General features: G+C 66.3%; 14 protein-coding genes. 6 read left to right on the top strand and 8 right to left on the bottom strand.

The genetic code is table 11. From position 1 onward, the window contains the following. The first annotated feature begins 25 nt into the window (after window positions 1-25). Window positions 26-2,353, top strand: coding sequence for an accessory Sec system translocase SecA2 (gene secA2 / locus ACFWIW_RS35635; RefSeq protein ID WP_378372490.1), 2,328 nt, complete (start codon window positions 26-28; stop codon window positions 2,351-2,353). A gap of 164 nt (window positions 2,354-2,517) precedes the next feature. Next, on the top strand, window positions 2,518-4,275 hold the full coding sequence (locus ACFWIW_RS35630; protein ID WP_378372489.1) for an NAD+ synthase: 1,758 nt from the start codon (window positions 2,518-2,520) through the stop codon (window positions 4,273-4,275). Here the strand turns inward: ACFWIW_RS35630 and ACFWIW_RS35625 are convergent. Then, entirely contained in the window at window positions 4,246-4,872 is a 627-nt protein-coding gene (locus ACFWIW_RS35625; RefSeq protein ID WP_378372488.1) for a VOC family protein, read from the bottom strand. The genes ACFWIW_RS35630 and ACFWIW_RS35625 overlap by 30 nt on opposite strands. Window positions 4,873-4,962: 90 nt before the next feature. On the opposite strand from ACFWIW_RS35625, the gene ACFWIW_RS35620 reads away from it, so the two are divergent. After that, window positions 4,963-5,499, top strand: coding sequence for a methylated-DNA--[protein]-cysteine S-methyltransferase (locus tag ACFWIW_RS35620; protein WP_378372487.1), 537 nt, complete (start codon window positions 4,963-4,965; stop codon window positions 5,497-5,499). 2 nt (window positions 5,500-5,501) lie between these two features. On the opposite strand, the gene ACFWIW_RS35615 is transcribed toward ACFWIW_RS35620, so the two are convergent. After that, a complete protein-coding gene (locus ACFWIW_RS35615; RefSeq protein WP_378372486.1) occupies window positions 5,502-6,089 on the bottom strand; it encodes a DinB family protein in 588 nt (195 codons plus the stop codon). 93 nt (window positions 6,090-6,182) lie between these two features. Beyond that, entirely contained in the window at window positions 6,183-9,500 is a 3,318-nt protein-coding gene (gene lysX / locus ACFWIW_RS35610) for a bifunctional lysylphosphatidylglycerol synthetase/lysine--tRNA ligase LysX (RefSeq protein WP_378372485.1), read from the bottom strand. 244 nt (window positions 9,501-9,744) lie between these two features. Here lysX and panB point away from each other — a divergent pair, with 244 nt between their 5' ends. The 3 genes from panB to pip all read left to right on the top strand — a co-directional run bounded on the left by panB (window position 9,745) and on the right by pip (window position 13,017). Continuing rightward, window positions 9,745-10,620: a 3-methyl-2-oxobutanoate hydroxymethyltransferase gene (panB, locus tag ACFWIW_RS35605; RefSeq protein WP_240595411.1), complete on the top strand. Its 876-nt coding sequence runs from the start codon at window positions 9,745-9,747 to the stop codon at window positions 10,618-10,620. A 373-nt stretch (window positions 10,621-10,993) separates the two neighbouring features. Then, complete coding sequence (locus ACFWIW_RS35600) at window positions 10,994-11,968, top strand: hypothetical protein (RefSeq protein WP_378372484.1); 975 nt, start codon at window positions 10,994-10,996, stop codon at window positions 11,966-11,968. An 89-nt stretch (window positions 11,969-12,057) separates the two neighbouring features. Next, complete coding sequence (gene pip / locus ACFWIW_RS35595; RefSeq protein ID WP_378372483.1) at window positions 12,058-13,017, top strand: prolyl aminopeptidase; 960 nt, start codon at window positions 12,058-12,060, stop codon at window positions 13,015-13,017. A 52-nt stretch (window positions 13,018-13,069) separates the two neighbouring features. Here the strand turns inward: pip and ACFWIW_RS35590 are convergent, their stop codons facing one another. The 5 genes from ACFWIW_RS35590 to ACFWIW_RS35570 all read right to left on the bottom strand — a co-directional run bounded on the left by ACFWIW_RS35590 (window position 13,070) and on the right by ACFWIW_RS35570 (window position 24,510). Beyond that, window positions 13,070-13,336 (bottom strand): hypothetical protein, encoded by a 267-nt coding sequence (locus ACFWIW_RS35590; RefSeq protein ID WP_378372482.1) that lies wholly within the window; start codon window positions 13,334-13,336, stop codon window positions 13,070-13,072. Between the two features lie 144 nt (window positions 13,337-13,480). Further along, window positions 13,481-13,948, bottom strand: coding sequence for an SUKH-3 domain-containing protein (locus tag ACFWIW_RS35585; protein ID WP_378372481.1), 468 nt, complete (start codon window positions 13,946-13,948; stop codon window positions 13,481-13,483). 5 nt (window positions 13,949-13,953) lie between these two features. After that, window positions 13,954-14,250 carry a polymorphic toxin-type HINT domain-containing protein gene (locus ACFWIW_RS35580; RefSeq protein WP_378372480.1) on the bottom strand — a complete coding sequence of 99 codons (297 nt, stop codon included), beginning with the start codon at window positions 14,248-14,250 and terminating at the stop codon, window positions 13,954-13,956. Window positions 14,251-14,513: 263 nt separating this feature from the next. Then, window positions 14,514-14,996, bottom strand: a complete 483-nt coding sequence (locus ACFWIW_RS35575; RefSeq protein ID WP_378372479.1) for a hypothetical protein — start codon at window positions 14,994-14,996, stop codon at window positions 14,514-14,516. A 31-nt stretch (window positions 14,997-15,027) separates the two neighbouring features. Then, on the bottom strand, window positions 15,028-24,510 hold the full coding sequence (locus ACFWIW_RS35570; protein WP_378372478.1) for an RHS repeat-associated core domain-containing protein: 9,483 nt from the start codon (window positions 24,508-24,510) through the stop codon (window positions 15,028-15,030). Window positions 24,511-24,551 lie beyond the last annotated feature (41 nt).

The following is a 24,551-nucleotide window of genomic DNA, read 5'->3' as shown; positions in this document are numbered from 1 at the left end:
CAGAAGAACAGACGGGAGCACAGGGGTGGCAGCACTGATCAGCCGGGTGGGCAAGAAGCTGCGCCGGATCATCCAGCGGCCGGGCAGCGTCGAGCTGACCCGCTACGAAGCGCTGCTGCCGGCCATCGAGAAGCTCGAGCCCGAGTTGGAGAAGCTCTCCGACGAGGAGCTGACAGAGCGGGCCGGCAAGCTTCGCGACGCCGCTTCCTTCGGCAACGACCAGCTGATCGAGGTCTGCGCGCTCGGTCGCGAGGCCGCGCGGCGTGCGCTCGGCGAGCGTGCCTTCGATGTCCAGCTGCTGGGCACGATGGGCCTGCTCAGCGGACATATCGTGCAGATGGAGACCGGTGAGGGCAAGACGCTCGCCGGCGCGCTGGCCGGAGCGGGGTACGCCCTGCGTGGGAAGCACGTCCACGTCGTCACGGTGAACGACTACCTCGCCCGTCGTGACGCGGAGTGGATGGGCCCGATCTACGACCTGCTCGGCGTCTCCGTCGGCTGGGTCGAGCCCGCGCACTCCCGCGACGAGCGCCGCGAGGCGTACGCGAAGGAGGTCACGTACGGCGCCGTCAGCGAGATCGGCTTCGACGTGCTCCGCGACCGCCTGGTGACCCGCGAAGAGGACCTCGTCCAGCGCGAGCCCGAAGTGGCGATCGTCGACGAGGCGGACTCCGTGCTGGTCGACGAGGCCCGCGTGCCGCTGGTGATGGCCGGCTCGATCGACCACACCGACGCCGACGAAGAGGTCGCGAACATCGTCCGGCGCCTGCGGCTCGGGCTGCACTACGAGACCGACGCCGACGGCCGCAACGCCTGGCTGACCAAGGCCGGCGCTTCGGTGGTCGAGAAGGCCCTCGGCGACGACATCAACCTCTACGACGAGACGGGCTCGGACAGGCTGCCCGCGGTGAACGTGGCGCTGCACGCGCACGCGCTGCTCACCCGCGACGTCGACTACCTCGTGCGCGACGGCAAGGTGCAGCTGATCAACGCCGCGCGCGGCCGTGTCGCGGAACTGCAGCGCTGGCCGGACGGCCTCCAGGCCGCCGTCGAAGCGAAGGAGCAGGTCAAGGCGACCGACCGGGGCGAGATCCTCGACTCGATCACCGTGCAGGCGCTGCTCGCGCGCTACCCCGAGGTCGCGGGGATGACCGGTACCGCGGTCGCGGTCGCCGAGCAGCTGCGCGAGTTCTACAAGCTCGAGGTCGCGGTCATCCCGCCGAACACGCCGAACATCCGCGAAGACCAGGAGGACCGGATCTTCGGGTCGCCGTCGCAGAAGCTTCGCGCGATCGAGGAGGAGATCCGGCGGGTGCACGAGACCGGTCGGCCGATCCTCGTCGGCACCCAGGACGTCGCCGAGTCCGAAGAGCTGGCCGAGAAGCTGGCGAAGGTCGACCTCGAATGCGTCGTGCTCAACGCGCGCAACGACGCCGAGGAAGCCGCGATCATCGCCGACGCTGGCAAGAAGGGCGCGGTCACCGTTTCGACGCAGATGGCCGGCCGAGGCACGGACATCCGGCTGGGCGGCAAGGACGGCGACGGCCGCGACGAGGTCGTCGAACTGGGCGGCCTGCACGTGATCGGCACCGCCCGGTACCCGTCGAGCAGGCTGGACGGCCAGCTGCGCGGCCGGTCCGGACGGCAGGGTGACCCGGGCAGCGCGGTGTTCTTCGCCAGCCTGAACGACGAACTCGTGCTGTCGAACGCGCCGGACATCCCCGAGGGCATCAGCTCGGACGTGGGCAGCGGCGAGATCGTCGACCCGGCGGCGCTGCGGCAGATCAACCACGCGCAGCGCGTCGCCGAGGGTGTCGACCTGGAGATCCACCGGAACACCTGGCGCTACACGCGGCTGATCGAGCGGCAGCGCGGCGAGCTGCTGGAGCACCGGGACAAGGTGCTGCGGACGGCGCACGCGGCGGAGGTGCTGGAGAAGGCGCACCCGGAGAAGTTCAAGGAGCTTTCGGAGAAGGTCGACGACGAGGCCCGCGTCGAACAGCTGTGCCGCGAGGTGCTGCTGTTCCACATCGACCAGCTGTGGTCGGACCACCTGGCGTTCCTGACCGACGTGCGGGAGAGCATCCACCTGCGGGCGCTGGCGCGGGAGACGCCGATCGACGAGTTCCACCGCGCGGCGATCCCCGAGTTCCACAAGATCATCCCGGAGGCGGCCGAGCGGGCGGCGAAGACGCTCGAGGAGGCCGAGATCACCGAGAACGGGATCGACCTCGGTGACGCGGGCGTGCGGCGGGCGAACACGACGTGGACCTACCTGGTGCACGACAACCCGTTCGACTCCGACTTCGAGCAGACCATCAAGAAGGTGCGGAGCATGATCAAGCGCAAGTAGCGCGCTGGGTCCTGAAACCGGGAGCGGGGGACCTTTGCTACCACTCTCTTCTGGAGAGTGGTAGCAAAGGTCCCCCGCTCTCTTTTCGCGTCGGCCGGGCCCCCGGGTGGGCGATTCGGCACATCCGGTCGTCCCCGCGGACGCCGGTGAGTGAGAATGTCGGCATGCCGCAACTGCGCATCGCACTGGCCCAGGTCAACACCACCGTCGGGGATCTCGAAGGCAACGCCGAGCTCACCGTCGAGTGGACTCGCAAGGCCGCCGAAGCAGGCGCCCACATCGTCGTCTTCCCGGAGATGTCCCTCACCGGTTACCCCGTCGAGGACCTCTCCCTCCGCCCGACCTTCGCCTCCGCCTCGAAGCAGATGGTCGAAGCGCTCGCCAAGCGGCTCGAAGACGCCGGATGCGGCGAGGTGCTCACCTACATCGGGTACCTCGACCTGGACGAGACCGGCCCGCGCGACGCGGCGGCCGCGCTGTACCGCGGCGAAGTGGTCGCCCGCCAGTTCAAGCACCACCTGCCCAACTACGGCGTCTTCGACGAGCACCGCTGGTTCAAGCCGGGCCAGGAGCTCGAGGTCGTCCGCTTCCACGGCGTCGATGTCGGCATGGTGATCTGCGAGGACGTCTGGCAGGACGGCGGCCCGATCTCGGCGCTGGGCAAGGCCGGGGTGGATCTCGTGGTCGCGCCCAACGCTTCGCCCTACGAGCGCGCGAAGGACGACATCCGCCTGCCGCTGATCGCGCGCCGCGCGGCCGAGGCCGGGGCTCCGCTGGTGTACACGAACCAGATCGGCGGCCAGGACGACCTCGTCTTCGACGGCGACTCGATCGTGGTCGGCGCGGACGGGCGGCTGCTGGCGCGCGCGCCGCAGTTCGTCGAGCACCTGCTCGTCGTCGACACGGACCTCGTCGCCGGGGGGCACACCGCCGAAGGCGAGTTCGAGGGCCTGCGGGTGAAGCGCCGCGTGCTCAGCGACGACCCGGTTCCGGCGTACACCCCACGCACCGAGTCCGCGATCAGCGAGCCGCTGTCGGACGAGGCAGAGGTGTGGCACGCGCTCGTCGTCGGCCTGCGTGACTACGTGCACAAGAACGGCTTCTCGTCGGTGACGTTCGGGTTCTCGGGCGGCATCGACTCGGCGGTCGTGGCTGCGCTGGCCGCCGACGCACTCGGCGGCGACAACGTCTACGGCGTCTCGATGCCTTCGGAGTACTCCTCGGAGCACTCGAAGGGCGACGCCGAAGACCTCGCCCGCCGGATCGGCGCGCACTATCGCGTCGAACCGATCGCGGACATGGTCAAGGTCTACGTCGAGCAGCTTCAGCTGACCGGGCTCGCCGAGGAGAACATCCAGGCCCGTGTCCGCGGCATGCTGCTGATGGCGTTGTCCAACCAGGACGGTCACCTGGTGCTCGCCACCGGCAACAAGACCGAGCTCGCCGTCGGCTACTCGACGATCTACGGCGACGCCGTCGGGGCCTTCGCGCCGATCAAGGATCTGTTCAAGACGCACGTCTGGCACCTGGCCAAGTGGCGCAACGCGGAAGCCGAGAAGAACGGCGAAACCCCGCCGATCCCGGAGAACTCGATCACCAAACCGCCGTCGGCGGAGCTGCGGCCGGGTCAGCTGGACAGCGACTCGCTGCCCGACTACCTGATGCTCGACGACATCCTCGACGACTACATCGAGGGCGACCGCGGCTATGTCGACCTGGTCGACGCGGGCTTCGAGCCGGAGACCATCGATCGTGTGGTGCGGATGGTCGACAAGGCCGAATACAAGCGCCGCCAGTATCCGCCGGGCACCAAGATCACGTTCAAGGCGTTCGGGCGGGACCGGCGGCTGCCGATGACCAACGGCTGGCGGGAGGGCACCGTCGTGACCCGCTCAGCTCAGCGCGACCTGCTTCCCGGCTGAGTTCGTCAGCACGGCCACCAGGCCGGGTTTCGCGTCGCGCCGGACGAGCATGTCCATTCCGAGCGCACGGACCGCGGCTTCGACCGCGGCCGGCTCGGGGTGGACACCGGTGACCATGAGCAGCGGGATCGACGGAAGCCCCCGTGTCGTCGGATGCGGGGTGCTCCCCCAGTCGATGAGGAACGGCGCGAGCCCGTTGAGGCCGCCCGCACCGGTTAGGCGCCAGGTCAGCAGTTCGCCGTCGTCGGTGGTCCGTGACATCTCGGACGCTTCGCCCGGGTCGTAACCGCGTTCACGTGCTTTTGCGATGGCCTCGTCGATGCCGTCCACCCGCGCGGCCCAGGTGACCAGGGCGGGAGCGGTCAGCTCGTCGATGCCGAACGGGCGCGGCCCGATGTGCTCGGGTTGATCCGGGTCGGGGCCGACCACCTCGAGGTAGGCGCCGGCGCCCAGATCGGCCAGGTAGTTGGCCGTGCCGAAACCGACATGCCTTCCGCCGCGTACCGGCGTGACGCCGGTCAGCTCGGCGACGCGCGCGACGGCCTCTTCGAGGTCCGGCCCGGCGTAGACGAGGTGATCAAGCACGAGGTCGCTCATGTCCATACTCCTACCGCAGCGACGGCTCCGGCGGCACCGCGGCCCGGCGACGAATCCGAAACTGTCGGACCGCTCTCGTACCCTGGGCACATGACGGCACCGGGCTATTCCGTGTTCGGCACCGCGATCGGCGAATGCGGCATCGCGTGGAGCGAACGCGGGGTCGTCGCGGTCCAGCTCCCCGAGGGCAGTGAAGAGAAGACGAGGGCGCGACTGACCGCGCGCCTTCCCCAAGCGACCGAATCCACCCCGCCGGACGAGATCCAGCGCGCCATCGACGGGATCATCTCGTTGATGGAGGGCAAGCGCACGGACCTCACCGGCGTCGAACTCGATTACGAAGGAGTACCGGACTTCCACCACCGCGTATACGAATTCATCCGCACGATCCCCGCGGGCAAAACGCTGACCTACGGCGACATCGCGAACATCCTCGGCATGCCCGGCGGCGCACAGGCCGTGGGGCAGGCGATGGGCCGGAATCCGATCCCGATCATCGTGCCGTGCCATCGAGTCCTCGCCGCGGGCGGCAAAGACGGCGGCTTCTCCGCGCGTGGAGGGGTCGCCACCAAGCGCCGGATGCTTGTCATCGAAGGCGCTTTGGCGGACGAACCGACCTTGTTCTAGTTCTAGTCGCTCTGACCCGGCGACCAGGGCTTGAGCCAGGGCGTCTCCGGCCAACCTTCCGCTGCGGCCATCAGCGGGATCGCCGTCGCGCCGTCGATGTGCTCGCGGATGATGTCGGCGTGCCCGGCGTGCCGCGCGGTCTCCTCGATGAGGTGGAGCAGCACCCAGCGGACAGACCACGCGTCGACGTCCTTCGGGTACCAGGGCACGCCTTTCGGCACCGGGACCGGCTGGCCGAGGTCGGCGATACCCGCGATGACGTCCGAGGTGCGGCGGGCGACTTCGTCATAACGCGCGAAGACGTCTTCGAGCGTCTCGCCGTCAGCCATCACGTAGCCGGCTTCGTACTCCTTCATCGCCTCGTCCATCGGTTTCGAGGGCTTCTGGAGAAGGATGTCGATCCAGCCGTCTTCCGTGGACGCGGTGTGCTTGATCAGACCACCGACGCTCAGTGAGCTTCTGGTCGGGACGGCTCTGGCCTGTTCTTCGGTGAGGCCGTGCGCGGCGATGCGCAGGACCTGGCGCTGCTGCTCGAGGTAGGCGAGGAGTCCTTCGCGCTCGTCGGCGACCGGGGGAACGTTTCCAGCCATGGTGGCTCCTTCCGTTGGAAGGGATCATGGCACCCGGCACCGGCTTCCTGGGGCGATTCGGCCTGGAAGGGAGCAAGGGACCTTTGCTACCACTTACCCCTGCGGACGCACGAACGGGAACAGCACCGTCTGCCGGATCGACGCCCCGGTCAGCATCATCAGCAGCCGGTCGACGCCGATGCCGAGCCCGCCGGTCGGCGGCATGCCGTGTTCGAGCGCGAGCAGGAAGTCCTCGTCCAGCTCCATCGCCTCGACGTCCCCGCTCGCCGCGCGCAGCGACTGCGCCTCCAGCCGCCGCCGCTGTTCGAGCGGGTCGGTCAGCTCCGTGTAGGCCGTGCCGACCTCGGAACCGAACGCGATCAGATCCCAGCGCTCGGCCAGCCGCGGGTCGACACGATGTTGCCGGGTCAGCGGCGAGACGTCTGTCGGGTAGTCGGTATAGAACGTCGGCAGCACGGTCGCGCCCTCGACGAGGTGCTCGTGCGCCTTCAGCACGAGGTCGCCGTGCCCGGCCTCCTCGTTCACCGGCACCCCGGCCGCCCGGCACAGCCGCTGGAGTTCGGCGACGGAGGTGCTCGCGTCGATCTTCTCCCCTAGCGCCGACGACACGGCTTCGTGGACCGGGATCACCGGCCAATCACCGGAGATGTCGTACTCGACGACCTTCCCGTCCGGCCCCGGACGGCGAACCACCTGCGCGCCGTACGCGGCCTCCGCGGCGCACTGCACGAGTTCTCGCGTCAAGGTCCGCATGGTGTTGTAGTCGGCATACGCCTGATATGCCTCCAACATGGTGAATTCGGGGTTGTGTGTCGCGTCGACACCCTCGTTGCGGAAGTTCCGGTTCAGTTCGAAAACGCGCTCGACTCCAGCCACACAAAGCCGCTTCAGGTAGAGCTCGGGCGCGATCCGCAGATACATCCGCATGTCATAGGCGTTGATGTGCGTGATGAACGGACGCGCGTTGGCGCCGCCGTGCACCGTCTGCAGCATCGGCGTCTCGACTTCGAGGTAGTCGCCCTGGTGCAGCCGCTCCCGCACCGCGCGCACGACGGTCGAGCGCATCCGCAGCATGGCCGTCGAATCCGGGTTCACCGCGAGGTCCAGGTACCGCTGCCGCACCCGCGTCTCCGGGTCGGTGAGGCCCTTTCGCTTGTCCGGCAATGGATGCAGGCTTTTCGCCGTCACGGTCCATTCGTCGACGAGCACGGAAAGCTCGCCGCGACGCGATGTCACGACCTGCCCGCTCACGCCGACATGGTCACCGAGGTCGATGCCTCGCCGCCAGCCGCCGAGGTCGAGCACGGAGGCGTCGAGCATCAGCTGGATCTCGCCGCTGAAATCCTTGACCCGCGCGAAACAGAGCCCGCCGAGGTTACGCATCGCGAGCACCCGGCCCGCGACCCGGACCCGATGACCGGTATGGGTGTCCGGGCTCAGGCCGCCGAACTTCGAGACGACGTCGCCGAGCAGATCCTCCCGGGCGAAGCCGACCGGATAAGGGTCGATCCCGGCTTCCCGCAACCGATCCAGCTTCGCCATCCGTACCCGGACCTGGTCGGGGCGCCGCACCTGCTTCGGCGCGGGCGTGGCCGCGTTCGCTTCGATGCGGTGGACCTCGGCGACGAATTCGTCGGTGACCGTCTCCAGTTTCAGCGCCCGGCCCGACCGTCCTGTCGGGACGAATCCTTCGAGCGCGCCGGCGACGATGCCGACCCGCGGCAGCCGCCGAGCCGAGGAATAGCACAGGAAACGGGGTTCCCAGTCGGGCCCGTACTTGGCGTTGGACCGGTAGAGCGATTCGAGCTGGAAGAACCGCGACGCCATGCTGAGCACGCCGCGCCAGGCGCGCAGCACCGGACCCGCGCCGATCCGCTCCCCCTCGGAGAAGACCGCGCGGAACATCGCGAAATTCAGCGAGATCCGTTGCGCGCCAAGGTGTGAACTCGCCGCGACGACCTCGGCGACCATGTACTCGTTGAGCCCGTTCTCGGCGTCGCGGTCGCGCCGCATCAAGTCGAGCGACAGGCCACGACGCCCCCACGGCACGAACGACAACATGCCGCGAAGCTCGCCCTTGGCGTCGTACGCCTCCACCATCACGCTGCGGCCATCGCTCGGATCACCGAGCCTGCCGAGCGCCATCGAGAACCCGCGTTCGGTCTCCGCGCCGCGCCACTGCTGCGCGTGCAGCAACAGCCTCGCCATTTCTTCGGCCGGGATTTCGCTGTGCCGCCGGACTTTCGTGGTGTACCCGGCCCGTTCGATCCGTTTGACCGCTTGCCGGACCGAGCGGCGTTCCGGCCCGGCGAGGCTGAAGTCGCGGACGTCGAGGACGGCTTCGTCACCGATTTCCAGCGCACGCAGACCCGCGTCGGCGTAGACCTTCGCGCCACGTTCGCTCGCGCCGAGCACGCCGGGCGTCCAGCCATAAGTGCGTGCTTCGTTCAGCCAGGCGCGGACCGCGTCTGGCCAGGCGTCGGGATCGCCGATGGGATCCGCGCTCGCGACACTGGTGCCCGCGAGCACGCGGTAGGCCACGGCGGCGCGGCCGTTCGGCGAGAAGACGACGCTCTTCTCGCGCCTGGTGGCGAAATAGCCGAGAGAGTCGTCTTCGCCGTGTTCGGCCAGAAGGCGGCGTACGCGCAGTTCTTCCTCGTCTGTCCTCAAGCGACGGCTGCGCACGCCGCGGAAGAGCGTGTACAGCGCGGCCGTCGCGACGGCCGTCGCGCTGAGGTCGAGCACGAGGTCGAGCCAGGCGGGTCCTTCGCCGATACCGACCCGGCGCAGCTGGATGTTCTCCCCTGTCGTGTGGTTGACGACCCAGGCGAACCGCGCCCAGGTGTCGGCGAGGCGCCCGGGAAAGGCTTCGCTCAGGCCCCAGCCGACGAGGATGACCGCGGCCAGGCCACCGAACAGCACCGTGAAGCCATCACGCCAGGCGCCGGGCGCGAGCCGGGCGGGGAACGCGGGGCGCAGGATCCAGAGGAACGCGATCATCCCGATCGAGATCAGGTCGGCGATGGCCAGCACCCACACCTGGTGCGGAATGTGCCGGACCTGCCACGGACCCAGTTTCAGCAGTCCGGGTGACCACAGCAGGGCGGCTTGGAACGCCAGCGTCACCGCCAGGCCGCCGACCTGGAACAGCAGGAGCGTGTAGAGGGCCGCGCGTTTGCGGCGGCGGAGCGCGGCGCCGAGGACTACGAGCAGCAGGACGATCACGAGGCTCGCGTTCGTCGGGATGCTCAAGGCCGAGAAGGCGATGTCACCCGTCCTGAGCACCGGCCCCTTCACTCCGCCGGCGATCAGGAGGATCACCGAGAACACGGCCGCGAGCTGCACGAGGGTGGCGACGATCCCGCCCGCCCTCGCCTTCCACGGCGCGACTCGGCTCACTGGGTTTGCCATTCTGGTCCTTCGCGGTGCACACAGGAGATCGACAGCTGTACTTACTTGACGTCACACAACCCTGTGTGGTTGTCAACGATCATCATCCTCTGGTCTGAATTTCCTCATCCGCGGGCGTGACGCCGCGGTGTGAAGCTGGTCGCAGGGCCTTGGGAGCGCTATCCGGGCATGTCACGCTTTGTCCTGTTCAGCTCCACGACCCGGGGACCTCTTCGAGGCCTCGAGGGAAGGACGGTCGACAAGGATGTCTGCCACCGAAAAGGATTCCGGCGAGCTCACCGCTCCGTACGGGACCGGCGCGGCGCCCCAGGCCACATCTGGGAAGAAAGTCCGCGTACATCACCTTCGTGACATGAAGGAGCGCGGCGAAGCCTGGCCGATGCTCACCGCCTACGACATGTACACCGCCGCGTTGTTCGACGAAGTGGGCATTCCCGTGCTACTCGTGGGGGATTCCGCGGCGAACAACGTGTTCGGTTACGACACTTCGCTTCCGGTGACCGTGGACGAGCTGCTTCCGTTGGTCCGCGCGGTCACCCGATCGGTGAAGCGGGCGCTGGTCGTGGCCGATCTACCATTCGGTTCGTATCAGCTTTCCCCGCAGCAGGCGCTGGAGACGTCGGTGCGGTTCATGAAGGAAGGCCGCGCGCACGCGGTGAAACTCGAAGGCGGGCGGAAATTCGCTCCGCATGTCGAGGCGCTGACGTCGGCCGGCGTCCCCGTGATGGGACATATCGGATTCACGCCGCAGAGTGAACACAATCTGGGCGGCTATCGCGTTCAGGGGCGCGGCGAAGCGGCCGAAGCGCTGCTCGCCGACGCGCTCGCCCTGGAGGAGGCCGGAGCCTTCGCGGTCGTCATGGAGATGGTGCCCGCCGAAGCGGCGAAGCGGATCACGCACGAACTGAAGATCCCGACCGTCGGCATCGGCGCCGGGCCGGACTGCGACGCGCAGGTGCTCGTCTGGCAGGACATGGCCGGGCTTCGGCGCGGCAGGACCCCACGCTTCGTGAAGAAGTACGCCGACCTCGCCGGCGTGCTGGCCGGGGCCGCGACCGCGTTCGCGGAGGACGTCCGGCGAGGCGAATTCCCGGCTCCGGAGCACTCCTTCCACGACTGACCCACCCCCCTGACCTGCGAAAAGAGAGCAAGGGACCTTTGCTACCACTCCCGCCGAGGGAGCGTGGTAGCAAAGGTCCCTTGCTTCCCTTCGCGGTGACTGCATGGCCTACCGACACGGCCAGTTAGCACCGCAACGCGGAGTACAGGGTGTGTGGATATAGGGACACTCAACGTCTCTATATCCACACACCCCACCCGCGGTAGCAAAGGGCCCTTGCTCGCTCTCGGATGGCCCCGTAGCGCGGCACCCTCCTTTAGTTGTTCACGTATATGAACTTCAATCATGTCCTTGACTCTCATTCGTAAAGAGGCTTAACGTCTAGCCCGTCGCCGCCACGACCAGTTCGATCCCTCGACGAGGAGGACCACGGATGCGTGTTCGTGAGCGGGTTCTGGCCGTTGCGGCCGGTGTGGCCCTGCTGTCGACGCTGGCGGCGTACCCGGCAAAGGCCGCGACGGTCCGCGTAGGGACTTCGGAGCAGCTCACGGCGGCGCTCGCTTCGGTCACTCCAGGCACAGTCATCGAACTCGCGGCCGACACGACTTTCACGGGCAACTTCAAGGCGGCGAAGAGCGGTACGTCCAGCGGCCGGATCACGCTGAAGGGGCCGCGAAGCGCGGTCATCAAAGCCTCGGCCGGGCGCACGCTCGAACTGACCGGCAGCTACTGGAACCTGACCGGCTTCACCCTCACCGGTGGCCAGAAGGGCCTGATGGCGACCGGCGTCAAAAGCACCGTCGTCGACGGCATCAAGGTCACCGGCGTCGGTCACGAGGGCATCCACTTCCAGTACACGAGCACCGACAACGTCGTGAAGAACTCAGAGGTGACCGACACCGGCCGCGAGTACGCGGGCTACGGCGAAGGCATCTACTTCGGTTCCGCGAAGGGCAACTGGCCCGGCGGAACGCCTGACCGGAGCGACCGCAACAAGGCACTGAACAACAAGATCGGCCCGAACGTGCGAGCCGAGTCGATCGACATCAAGGAAGGCACCACCGGCGGCGAACTGCGCGGCAACGTCTTCGACGGGACCGGGCAGAGCGGCGAGCACTTCGCCGACAGCTGGGTGGACATGAAGGGCAACAACTACGTGGTCGCGGACAACCGGGGCAGCAAGGTCTTCGTGCACGACGCGACCTATGGCGGCTTCGAGGTCCATGTCCAGCTTGACGGCTGGGGCCGCGGCAACACCTTCTCCGGCAACACCGCGGACGTGCAGTCCAGCTACGCCTACGGCTTCTATCTCGTGAAGGCCGCGACGGGCAACAAGGTCTGCGCGAGCAACAAGGTGACCGGTGCCGGGAAGGGATTCGCGAACGTGGCCGCCGCGGCGGGCTGCTGACGCGACCGAAGACCGGGGGCCCGCTCAGCCCGGCGGCGGGGGCGGGCCCCCACCCTTCGGACACTCGCCGATTCGGGCAGAGTGTTCTTATGGATGACCTGTACCCGCCGATCCACGTGCGCGCCGAGGGCATGCTCGACGTCGGCGACGGGCACCGGATCTACTGCCAGGAAGCCGGGAACCCGGACGGCAAACCCGTGGTCGTGCTGCACGGAGGCCCTGGTAGCGGCATCTCCTCCATGGCCCGGCGGCACTTCGACCCCGAGGCCTACCGGATCATCCTGTTCGACCAGCGGGGCGCCGGCCGCAGCACACCGCATATCGGCACGCCGGACGTCGACCTGTCGGCCAACACCCTCTGGCACCTCGTCGCGGACATGGAAAAGCTGCGCGAACGGCTGAATCTCGACCAGTGGCAACTCTTCGGCGGCTCGTGGGGCGCGACTCTCGCCCTGGCCTACGCCGAGACCCACCCGAGCCGCGTCAGCGAGATCATCCTGCGCGGCGTCTTCACCGTCCGGCGCGGCGAACTCGACTGGATCTACAACGGCGGCGCCGCGAACCTCTTCCCCCGCGAGTGGGAAGCCTTCCTCGCGCCGATACCGGAAGACCGCCGCGACGACCCGTTGTCGGCCTACCGCGAACTCGTCTATCACCCTGATCGGGCGATCCGGGAACGTGCGGCCATCGCTTGGAGCACCTGGGAAGGCGCGATCGTCTGCCTGCGCCCGGATCCCGCCTTCCACAACCAGTACGCGTCGCCCGATTTCGCGGTCACCTTTGCGCGGCTGGCGCTGCACTACTTCTGCCATGGGGCGTGGCTGGAGGAAGGGCAGTTGATCCGGGAAGCCGGGAAGCTCGCCGGGATTCCCGGGGTGATCGTGCAGGGGCGGTACGACGCGGTGTGTCCGCCGGCGACGGCCTACGAGCTGCACCGGGCTTGGCCGGACTCGAAGCTGGAGCTCGTCGAAGCGGCCGGACACGCGGTGACGGATCCGGGGATGCTGGCGGCGCTGCGGGAGGCGACTGATTCGTTCCGGCCGATTTGACCAAGACGCCTCAGCCGAAGCTGGACCTCCTACACGCCTCCCTTCGCCCTCATTATCTAGGCAATCGAGACAACATTCGCGCGAGTTCGTCTGGGAACTCCGCCATGTGCGGTTCGGCGCAAAACCTCACAGTGCAGGCCGCTGAGACAAACTCCATCGCCGAATATTCTCCACTCGACAGCATCTTCGCAGACATTCCCAAAGGGACCACGAAGTTCGCTTGCGCCTCGCCAGTCATCGAATCAAGCAATTCGGCTTCTTCCAAAAAGACGAATTCCACGATTGAACCCAAAACCTCGGCCAGTTCGGAAATGTTCACTCGACAAGAGAGTTCACTCATGTCTTCGTACTCAGCAAAGCCGAACCGGTTTATACGAAGATGTCGCCTGCTCACATCATCCCCCTCGACAACTGATTCCCTGGCGATCCGGTCCAGAGTAACACGGACTGCCGCGCATCCTTCTCACTGAAGCGTCCACTCACCCAATAAAATTGGTCGAATCCCAGCCCTCATCATCGAGAACATTGCCTTGCAATCTTCCCCATATTGATAGACCGAAGAATCGAACCCCGCATAGAACCTTCCGTCGCTTCCCGAGTAAACGGTCAGATGGAAGCTGTCCAGGCCAATCGGGAATAGGGAGGTGTTAGCCACCTCTGCGCATCGGCGCGCCACGTCTGCATCACGGGTGGCGCAGACCGCGGACGGATCAAAATTCGTCCAACTTGAAATCCTCTCGCCCGCGATAACGAGGGCCGGGAGATGGTCGACCCTTAGGCCAAGATATTCACCCAAGAACTTCCGCGCCTCCTCATGACAGGCGAAACCGACACGCTCCAGACCCGCCACGATGGCATCCTTCTCACGGCGAAACCCAGCCCCCTCCCAGCCGCACGACCTGAGGAATTTCTCCAGCTCCGACTCGCGCATCCTTTTCACCTCGATAGGTCTTTCGCTCCACGTCGAGCAAGAACACTCTGACAGGATAAGCACGCCGCTTCTGGCGCCCCGGTCTCCAGCCGATGACCAGCCTTCAAATCAACAGCGTGAGACCACCGCTTCTCCGACTCCACCCAGAACGGATGCTCATCCGTCGCCACCACAGACCCACGACCGGCCTCACTCGCGACACCGACCTCGACCAACGTCCGCTTACTCGCATGCGAACGCGCATCCGTCACCACCCGAACCGCGGTACGCCCCGTCGTCGGATCCTTCGCCAGAACCGCCACTGCGGAGGCCGCCTACGGGCAGCGCAGCCTAGTCAACACCATGGCGAGCCACGCTGGCGACATCATGGCCACGACGACGGCTGACACCGATCACGTCGTCGGCGTGAAGGCCCGCTCGGAGACCGTTGCCGATGAAGCCGCCCGCCTTCCGCGCCCACTTCGCCGTCGTCGCGGCGTTACCGCCGACATGACGACCAAGCCTGGATGATTCCCGACCATCAACCCGCTACCATTATCGATGGGCTTCGAAACCAGACAGCGGACTATTCCCGCGGCATCAGAAGGATGCCCCGATCGCCCACACCGGCAAGCCACTCCTCTGACTCATGAAACTCCACAAGCTGACGAATTTCATTTCGCGCGCTCGAAGCAACGGCCTGAATTTCTTGATTGAAGCTATCAACTGCCACAGGGCCCGAGCGCGCCAAAATCATCAGGACATTGCCACTGTTATCTTTCGGAATAGCGGCGAGATCCGAGGCGGACAGCGCTATTCCCTTCCCGAGGTCTGAATCCGGAAATCGACCTAGCGCCGCGTGCGCCGATTGATACGCTCCGTAATCTTCCTCGGCTTTCAAGGAAGCAACTATCGCAGCTACACCAGTTGGCCCTTCACTTCCGGTCACCGAATCAGCCAGCTCGACATAGCGATTCCAGCGGCGTTCAGCCTCACTCTGAGGGGTAACGCCATCATCATCTTGCACGAGGTCACCGCACTCGACAATCTCTTGCTTCCATTCTGACAACACCTGAATCTTTTCTCTTTCCCTTTGACACCTAAGAGCCCTGTCGACCTGAAACCCATTTTCGGAGAGCGTTATTTTGACTGAGGCTCACCCACATCGCCCTGATCGCCTCGTCATATTTATCTCCGAAACGAGCCCGAACGTCATCCACGTCCATTTGCATGGCGCCCCGGAAGTCTCCGCCGTCGATGAGTTCCTTCTGCATCATGCGCCACGCTTTTGATTCGAGAGACGATCCAGTGCTGTAAAGCGCTCGATGGTCAGCGTAGTCCATGCGAATCGACGGACCGCTATACTTGCTGAGCGGACTAGATGAGTTGGCAGGAATATGGTTGATCTCTTTTCCTGCTCCAGCAGGTTGCAGATCGCCATACTTTCCACCGTTCGCGCTACCGCAGTTGTGGGTGAGGATCGGAGTGACCCCCGCCAGGACATAGTACGTGTGGTCGGTGTCGACGGTCAGGTTGTAGACCCGCCGCACCTCCGACCACGACCGCGTCCCCGTAACCGTCGCATCCCGATGATCCCCGGTCTCCAGCCGATGACCAGCCTTCAAATCAACAGCGTGAGACCACCGCTTCTCCGAAGCCACCCAAAACGGATGCTCATCCGTCGCCACCACAGACCCACGACCGGCCTCACTCGCGACACCGACCTCGACCAACGTCCGCTTGCTCGCATGCGAACGCGCATCCGTCACCACCCGAACCGCGGTACGCCCCGTCGTCGGATCCTTCGCCAGGACCTTGTCCCCGACCTTCACATCCTTGATCGGCTTACGAGACCCGTCACCCATCACCACCAGCGTGTTCGGATCAAAACTGTTCTTCTGTGTCACACAGCTCGTATCCGAACCGCCGGACGACTCGTCGTGATGCTTACCCCGACTCTTGTTCCGCCCAGCCAAACCACCCAGAGCGGACAGAAGATCATCAGGAGAAGCCCCCGACTGAGCAACCTCCGACACCGCCGTCACAGTCTCCGCGACGTTCTGGACGACGTTCCCGTCCCCCACCACCTGCTTCTTGAAGAAATCGAAAACCCGACCCGAATCCTGCACATCCGCCTTGAACGCCTGCACCACCCGCGCCGGCAACAACGGCGACGACGACACCAGATCCGTCCCCTTGAACACCGGCTTCAAAGCCGCCTTCAACGTCGGAATCGGATTGCGCTTCGCCGTCCGCTCCGCGGCACCCCGCGCGGCGGCCGCGGCCGCCTTCTTCTTCGCCAGGATGGCCGCGGCCCGCCGAGCCGCGGCCGCAGCGGCGGCGGCAGCCGCCTTACGAGCAGCCGCAACAGCAGAGGCCTTCCGAGCAGCAGCCGCAGCAGCATCGTCGACACCCCGGCGAGCGGCACCGGCGACATCATCGCCATAGCGACGGCCGAGACCGATCGCGTCGTCGGCGTGGCGGCCCGCCCGCCGGCCGTTGCCGATGAAGTCGCCAGCCTTTCGCGCCCACTTCGCGGCGGTCGCGGCGTTGCCACCGAACGGGATCGCGCCCGCCGCCGACCAGGCGGCGTTCTCCCAGTCACCCTCGGCCGCGTAGATCGCGGCGTTCGCGAGGTCGGCGATCTCGCCGATACCGGGGATCATGCCCGCCACGTCCAGGGCGGTGTGCACGATGGTGCCCGCCTTGTCCCACAGGTCACTGAACCAGCCGTGGCCATCCGGGTCGAAGTAGTTCAGCGGCGAACCCAGCACATACGAGTAGCGGTTCGCGCTGATCGACGGCGAGAACGGGAGCTCGATGCTGTCGCGTGAGGCGAAGGTGCCGGAACCCGGCTGGTACCACCGCGCCCCCATGTTGACGTTGCCGTTGTCGGGATCCGTCCAGTCACCCTGGAAGCCGACAGTCCGCGAAGCACCGGTCGACGCGATCCGCTTGCCGTACGGGTCGTACGCCGTCGAATCGACGACTCCACCCGACGCGGGCGCCAAGGCACCGACGACGTCACCGTGCCGGTCGGAAAGCGTGAGCCGGGAGTCGGTTCCCTGCGAAAGCGACAGCAATGAGCCATCAGGTCCGCGGCCGAACCGCGAGACGCCGTCGCTGACCGTATCCCTTTCCATCCCCGCGTAGGAGAACTTCTGTCCGCCTCGGGTCGCGAGCCGGTCGAAGTCGTCATACGTGTATTCGGTCGTGCCGAACTTGACCAGCCTGTCGAAGGCATCGAAGGAGTACTTCTCCTCCATGCCGGACGACGTGCGTGAACTCAGCGAACCGCGCGGCGAGTAGGCGTAGGTGTAGTCGCCGTCGGCGAGGACACGGTTCCGCTCGTCGTAGGTCGCGTTCTTGTCACCCGCCTTGACGCGGTTGCCCGCGTCGTCCCAGCCGTACTCGGTCGCCTTGCCCGCCGGGTCGGTCCAGGAGAGCATCCGCCCCTGGTAGTCGTACGAGTAGCTGTTCTGACCGGAGCCCGCCAACCCCGCGGTCGTCTTCGTCTTGACCCGGTCGTTCGGGTCGTAGGTGTAGGCGATGGACGAGAGAACCGTCCCGTTCGCTTCCTTCAGGACATCGGACTTCGGCCGTGCCAGGTTGTCGTAGTCGTAGGTACGGATACGGCCGGCGCCATAGTCGACCGTCTTGACCTTCCCTGCCTCGTTGTAGCCGTAGGTCAGCACGCCGCCGGTCGCACCGTCGGTGACGGTGTTCAGGCGCCCCTTGAGATAGCCGTATCGGGTCGTGCCGGCGGCATCCGTCCGGGTGATGACGCGTCCGGCGGTGTCGTATTCGAAGGACGACGCACCTGAAGTACCGGTCGCGGTCAGCAGACCACCGCGATCGTTGTAGGTGTACGCGTTGCTCCCCGCCACCCGCAGACGACCGTCGGCGTCGTAAGTCCGTGTCTTGTCGGCGGTTTGTGTCTCGGCGCCCGAACCGGTCTCCGTCACCATCCGGTTCGGGGCGTCGAACGTCCGATCGCGGCTCACGTTCCCCGGCGCGGTCAGACGCGTCGCGTTGCCCGCCGCGTCATAGGACTGTGTCCAGGTCCGGTCAGCCGCCGCGGGATGCGCTGCGGTGGACGGCTCGATCACCGATTCCGGCAGGTTCAGGGTGTTGTAGGTGAAGACGGTCTTGTTCGTCCGTCCGTCGGTGAACCTGGTGCGGTTCCCGGCGGCGTCGTAGCCGAACGACGTCGTGATCGTCTTTCCGTCCGCGACAGGCTCGACTTGACTGGACAGCCGGTTCGCCGCGTCATAGGAGAAAGTCGTGACGCGCTTCTCCCAGTCCTCGGCCGTCTTCACGTTGCCGGCCGGGTCGTAAGTGAACTTGCGCTCCCGCAGTACTGGCTGCGAACCCGTCCATTGCCCGTCGACGTCGAACTCGGAGATCCTGCGGCCCGCCAGGTCGTAGTTGAGCCGCTTCGTGGTACCCGCGCCATCGCTCGCCCGGACGAGACGTCCCTGCCGGTCGTAACCCCGCTGGGTCGTGACGCCTGCCGGATCGACCGCGGTGATCAGCTGGTTCAACTTGTCGTAGGTGTTCAGGATCTTCTCGCCGGCCGGGTTCTCGACCGCCACTACGTTGCCCGCGTCGTCGTTCCGGTACCGCGTGGTGTGCGAAGTCGGGTTGGGGAACCGTTCCACCGCGGTCGACGTCACCTTGCGACCCAGTTCGTCATAGGTCGCTTCGACCCGGGCGCCCGTCGGCGAAGTCGCGGACAGCGGCAGACCGGTCATCGTGTACGAGTACTTCCAGACCCCGGCGGCCGTGCCACCGTCCTGCGGGTCGTGCCGTTCCAGCAGCCTGCCCAGCTGGTCGTACCGAAGCTCGGTCGCGTGCTGGCGGGCGTCGATCTGCTTGATCACCCGCCCCATGGCGTCGTAACGGATCTCCTTGGTCGGTGTGATCGGCGCCGTGGCACCGGGTGGCGTGTACGACGGCATACTCGCCTTCACCAGTTGCCCGAGCTTGTCGTATTCCGCCGTGGTGACCCGGCCGAGCGGATCCTTCGTATGAGTGACTGCGCCGAAGGTGTCGTATCCGGTGACCATCGTCGCCCGAGTGTCTGCAGGCGCACCGCCGTTCGATTCGGTGCGGACACGCGGACCGGTGGCTTGGATGGGTCTGGCCAGTTCGTCGTACTTCATCGTCGTGGTGTAGTCGGGCAACGACGGGTTCCCGCGAGGATCCGTCACCGCCGTCGGCATGCCACGCTCGTCGTAGGCCCACTGGGTGACCAGCCGCTCCAGACCATTGTGGACGGTTTGCTTCGTCCGCTGACCGGAGGCGTTGTACTCGAATTCGGTGACCTCGGCGGTGTTCACCTGCCCGCCACCGGCGTTCGAGGGGTTGCCGGACTTCTCGGTGCGGATCACGTTGCCACTGCGGTCGTAGGTCAGCCGCGTGCTGCGGTCGAGCTTGCCGGGGTCTTCCCAGGTTTGGATGAGCCTGCTCACGACGTCGTAGTCGTAGGTCGTGGTCCGGTTGCCCGCGGTGGTCTGCTTGGTCAGGTTCCCGGCACCGTCGTAGCTGTTGTTCTCCAGCACGAGGTCACGAACGTATCCGGTGACCGGATCCTTGTAGCCCTCCGCCACGACCTGAGCGATCAGGTCATTGGCGTAGTAGTTGTTGCGTGTCTTGCGGCCCATCGCGTCGGTGTGCAGGATCTGCCGCCCGGACTCGTCGTACCGGAAGGACTCGAGCACCGTCGGCTTCGAGTTCGCCGGATCGGTATCGCCCTCACCGTCGCCAGGGCGACCGTCGCCCCCGGCCGGGTCGACCACGCCACCGTGCCAATCGTGCAGCCGTATTTCGGCGACCTCGTTCCGAGCCGTGTAGGCATAGGACCGCTTCACCCCACTGGCATCGATCTCGAACATCCGGTTGCCGAAGACGTCGAAGCCGTACCGCGTCTCCTTGCCCTCGGGGTTGACGAGGTTCACCAGCCGCCCGTGCTCGTCGTACTCGCGGGCGGTGACCCGGGCCGGATCGCCACCGAGGAGGTCGGAAGTCTCCTCGCGCTTGACGTTCCCGTCCTCGTCGTAGGCCGTGACGGTCCGGGCCTGATGCTTGACGCCGGTGACGCTGTTCGTGGTCTCGGGTCCGGTCTCCGCGATCACCCTCGAGAGCGCGTCGTACTCATAGGTGGTCTTGATGCCGTCAGGGAACGCGTCCACATAGATCGTCGATGACGTCCGCCTCCCACCGACGTCATAGGCGAAGCGCGTGCGCATCCCGGACTGTTGATGGATCTCGCCGAGATCGCCGGACTTGTAGTACCGGTAGCCCGTGTTTTCACCCGTGGCTCCGACGGTGTTCAGGAGCAGGTCCGCGGGAACGGGCGACTGCGCGTCGTCGAGCGACTGCTCGGTGCCCGTGGTGTAGGTGTGCGTGACCTTCCCACCGTCGGGCATCTCCTGGGTGAGGAGATCGCCCTTGGCGTTGTAGGTGTACGTCGTCAGGTATCGGTTGTCGCTCGCGTTCGTCGACCTGCCGTCCCGGCTCCACAAGACCTTGTCGTTGGACGGATCTAGTGGATTCGCGGAGTTGAGGTAGTAGCCGAAGTACTCGGTCTGGCACTGCCCGACCATCAAGCAGGTCTGCTTGCTGATCACGTTGCCGCGTTGGTCGAAACCGAGCGTGACCTTGTTGAGGTTCTCGGAGACGATCGTGTTCTGGTTGCCTTCGTCGTCGTAGTCGTAGGTCCGGATCCCGTAGCCGATCTCTTCACTGGGCTGGCCGGTCTGATCCTCCGGGCGCACGCCGAGCCCCAGCGGGGTGACCGTCCGCAGGATCCGGCCCCGGACCGGGTCGTAGTCGAAGGTGTGGTTACGGTTCCCAGGGTCGGCGAACTGGACGGTACGGATCAGGTTGTTGTCTTCACCGGTGATCACCGGGACGCCCAGCCGCCATTTCCCCCCGTTGCGGTCGGTGTAGGCCTTGACCCGCTCACTGACCGTGTCGTACTCCACCTCCGCGGCGATCCTGCCGCTGGGCAGGACGATCTTGCTCAACCCATCCGATGGCTGGGCGGCCTGGAAGTGCTCGCGGACCGCGTTGTCCCCAAGGGGTTTGGTGAAGATGGCGACCTCGTCGATCGCCCCGGCGAAGTAGCCGTGGTCGTTGGCCGGCTTGGCGGGCCAGTTACCCGAGATGAAGCCCGCTCCCACGTATGCCTTGGTCTGGTTGCCGTGGTCGATCACCCCCTGTTTCGATGCGACCTGGACGCCGTCCAGGTAGAGCCATTGGGTCGCGAGCGAGCCGGAAAGCACTACGTGGTGCCACTTGTTGTCGTTGACCACTCCCGGGGTGACCATCGGAGCGGTCGTACCGTCCGCGAACTGACCGTGGAGTTTGCCGTTCGTACCGACGTACAGCGCCGGCGTGTAGGCGTTCTGGACCGCGCCGGCGAGATCGTTCTGCTGATAGCCGAGCAGAACTCCGGAACCGCTGGTCTTGAACCACAGTTCGACCGCGAGGTCCCTGCTCTTCTTGACGGCGCCGTCCGGCAGCTGGACCGAAGAGGACGAACCGTTGAACGTCGCGGCGCTGTCCGCCGACCCGGGGACCGCACCCGGCGCTCCGAGCACGACGTTCTTGTACTTGCCGTTGTCCTTGCCCCGGTTGAGCGCGACCTGGCTGACCGCGACGTCCCCGGTCTGGTCACCGAGCCGCCAGTACCCGTCCGGCGTCGTGTCGTTGACCACCGTGCGGAAGCGGGACTGATCGACGTAGTCGTAACGAGTGCTGTTCCCCATCGGGTCTTCGACACGCCGCAGACGGTTTCCTTCGTAGAAGTACTTCCACTGCCGGATCTGCCCGTTGACCTCGGTCGCGAACACGTGGCTGACCTTGCGGTCCTGGATCTGGAAGACGATCTGGCGCTTGCTGGCGATGTCCAGCGCGCGGACAGGTTTCTCCCCGTCCCAGAACAGGATCACGCCACGTCCGACACCATCGGTGTATCCGGTGAGCTTGCCCGACGAGTCGAACCGGTACGTGGTCGCCGACTTGTCGGTCAGGCTCCACCCGCCCTCCGGCACGGACTTGAAAGCGGCGAACCGGCCTTGCGGCGGTGCGTAGGTGCCGTCCGGGTTGAGCCCGAACCGCATCTGCTGGCCGTCGGGATAGGTGACGAGGACGTTCCCCACGTAGTCCCGGACCACCCGCATGTCGTACTTCGTCGCCCACCCGGTGCCGAACCAGTGGTCGCGGCGAGGGTCCAGAGTGTTGTAGGTCCGGATGACACTGAGGTCGGGGCCCGCCGTGGGGATCTGGACGTCGACCGCGCTGGAGTAGTAGTTGCCGACCATCGGGTCGAAGTCGCGGTCGGAGCCGCTGTGCGGCGTCATGGCCATATGCGAGGTGATCGCGGGCTGCGGAACGGCGCTCAAGATGGCGCTGAAGGGCAACGCTTCGCTCTCGCTGTTGCCGTCGAAGGCGAACGAACGCCAGAGATAGATCTTGTTCCAGAACAGCTTCTTGTCCGGGATCGTCCAAGTAGGACTCGTCTGGTGCGCGGAGCTGAAGCAGTTGACCGGGTTGTCGTCCGCTCCCTTCTCGCAAACCTCGAACCGGTACTTCAAGGTGCTGCCCGCGGGAGGGTCGACGTCGATCCCGCTCGCCCACAACTGCGGCGTCAATGTCTGGACGGAGGCGCCATTGGGCGGGTACTGCTGTTTGATGAACGGCGGCACGTCGTACACGTCGAGCCCGATCCGCGCCGGCGCGACCTGGTGATCGGTGAAATAGTCGCCCGGTTTGCGCAACATGCTGAAGTCGAGCAGGTAGCTACCGACACCGATGGCCTTGATCTCGGCGTCGAGCGTGACGGACGCACCTCGTGCCACATCACCGGGAAGCTCCGCCGCCACGTGAGAATCGCGCAGCGTCCCGCTCCGGTCGTAAATGCGGTAGCCCAGCGCGAAGTCGTTGCGCGTCCACGCCTGCGCACTACGGTTGGTCACGGTGATCTTGACCTTGCCCGGAGTGACCCGGGTAACCGGCGGTTCCGGGGTGGCACGGTCGATGCGGTAATCGGCGTTGTAGGGCGAGTGCGTCACGTACAGCCGCGGCGGGTTGGCCGTGCCGAACCCGGTGAAGCGCTTCCAAGCCGCAGGGTCGGTCGGTGCCTGGAGCGCGAGACCGTGGTTGGGCGAGCCACTGGCCCACTGCTGCACGAGGTCACGACCTCCGACGCCCAGGTCGATCAGCTCGTGCGCCGTCGGACAGTTGGAACGGGTCGCCAAGGGCGCCATGTACCCGTGCGAGAAGACACCTCCGCCCAGTGCGGCGCCGATCGGAGGTGTCCCGGACGAACCCCAGTCCGCGGTGACGGGGTGCACCGACATCGGGCGAGGCGTACAGGAACCGGACCAGAAGTTGGTGAGCTGCAGCTGGGCGCCGAAGATCCGGTTGTCCTTCAGGTCGCCACCGATGCCGCCGAACCTCAGGAAGCTAGATGCGGTCTTGCCCCCGCTGCGGCCGATACGCAGCTCGTGGTGGTTGGTGTAGCGCGCACCGTTCTCGACCACCATGTTGCCGGTGCTGACCGACTCCTTGACCACGGTCGGGTCCACCTGCACGGGGTAGACCCGGGCCGGGTCACGCAGCCACGAGGAGTCGAGCTCTACCCGGAGGATCTGCTTGCCGTCACGGTTTCCGAGCCGATAGGTGACGCCATGGGAGGTCGCCGGTTCGCCGCTTTCCTGGCGGCTGGAGTCGATCATGTAGCCGGCCGGGACACGCAGGACGACCGCTCCCGCCTGGTCGACGAAGACGATCTGACCGTCGGCGATCTTCGCCTCGAGACCCTTCAAGTCGAGAGCGAACTCCCACGCGTGAGGAGCCTCGGGGTTCTTGAGGACGAACCACTCCTTCGCCGCACCAGCGGTGAACTCGACCCGCATGTCGGCGTTCGGCAGGACATCCGGGTAGCTGACCGCGTTGCCTTCCGCGCGTCCGGCTGTCGCCCGTGCGCCGAGCAAAGTGAAGGCGGCCTCGTGCCCCGCGGCATCACTGACCCGCATCGAGCCACTCGTCTGCCCCATGTGGACCTGGAGTTCGTCGCCCGCTTTACGCCATCCACCCGCTTGATCGGGGACCGCGGCGGTGTCGACGGGGCCATAGCCACCCCCGGGCAGTGGGAAGTTCAACGGGTCGTGGCCGTACACGGTGGTCTGCGTACCGTCGGGGTTGGCGTAGACGCTGCTGTGCGTGGTGCGCTGCTGGGGCAGTTCCTTGCTGGCTTGCGCATCGAAGCCATGGACTTGGGCGGCGGGCGGCGGGACGGCCTTCGCGCTGCTGCGCTTGTCCGCTGCGGGCTCGGGGAAGGTCAGCGGTGGATACTTCGACTGAAGTGAAGCGGCCATCGCCCGGTTGACCGCCGGCGCGGCCGCGCTGTCGGGCGTGGGCCGGTCCGGAACGCCCTCGGCGGAACCCGATTGCTGCTTCGGTGTGTCCGCCGCCGCGGCTGCCCCTGCTTCGTCCGACGACGGGAAACGCTGCGAAGCCGCCGGCCCCAGCGTCGCGACCAAGGCGACGATCAACAGCAATGCGAGCGTCACCCGGAGTCTTGCGGGCAGGACAGGTCTACGACGGATCCGCT

It is taken from the genome of Amycolatopsis sp. NPDC058340 (assembly GCF_042723975.1).
Taxonomy (GTDB): Bacteria; Actinomycetota; Actinomycetes; order Mycobacteriales; family Pseudonocardiaceae; genus Amycolatopsis.
The sequence above is the reverse complement of the archived record's forward strand: the minus strand, read 5'-3'. Positions and strand labels throughout refer to the sequence as shown.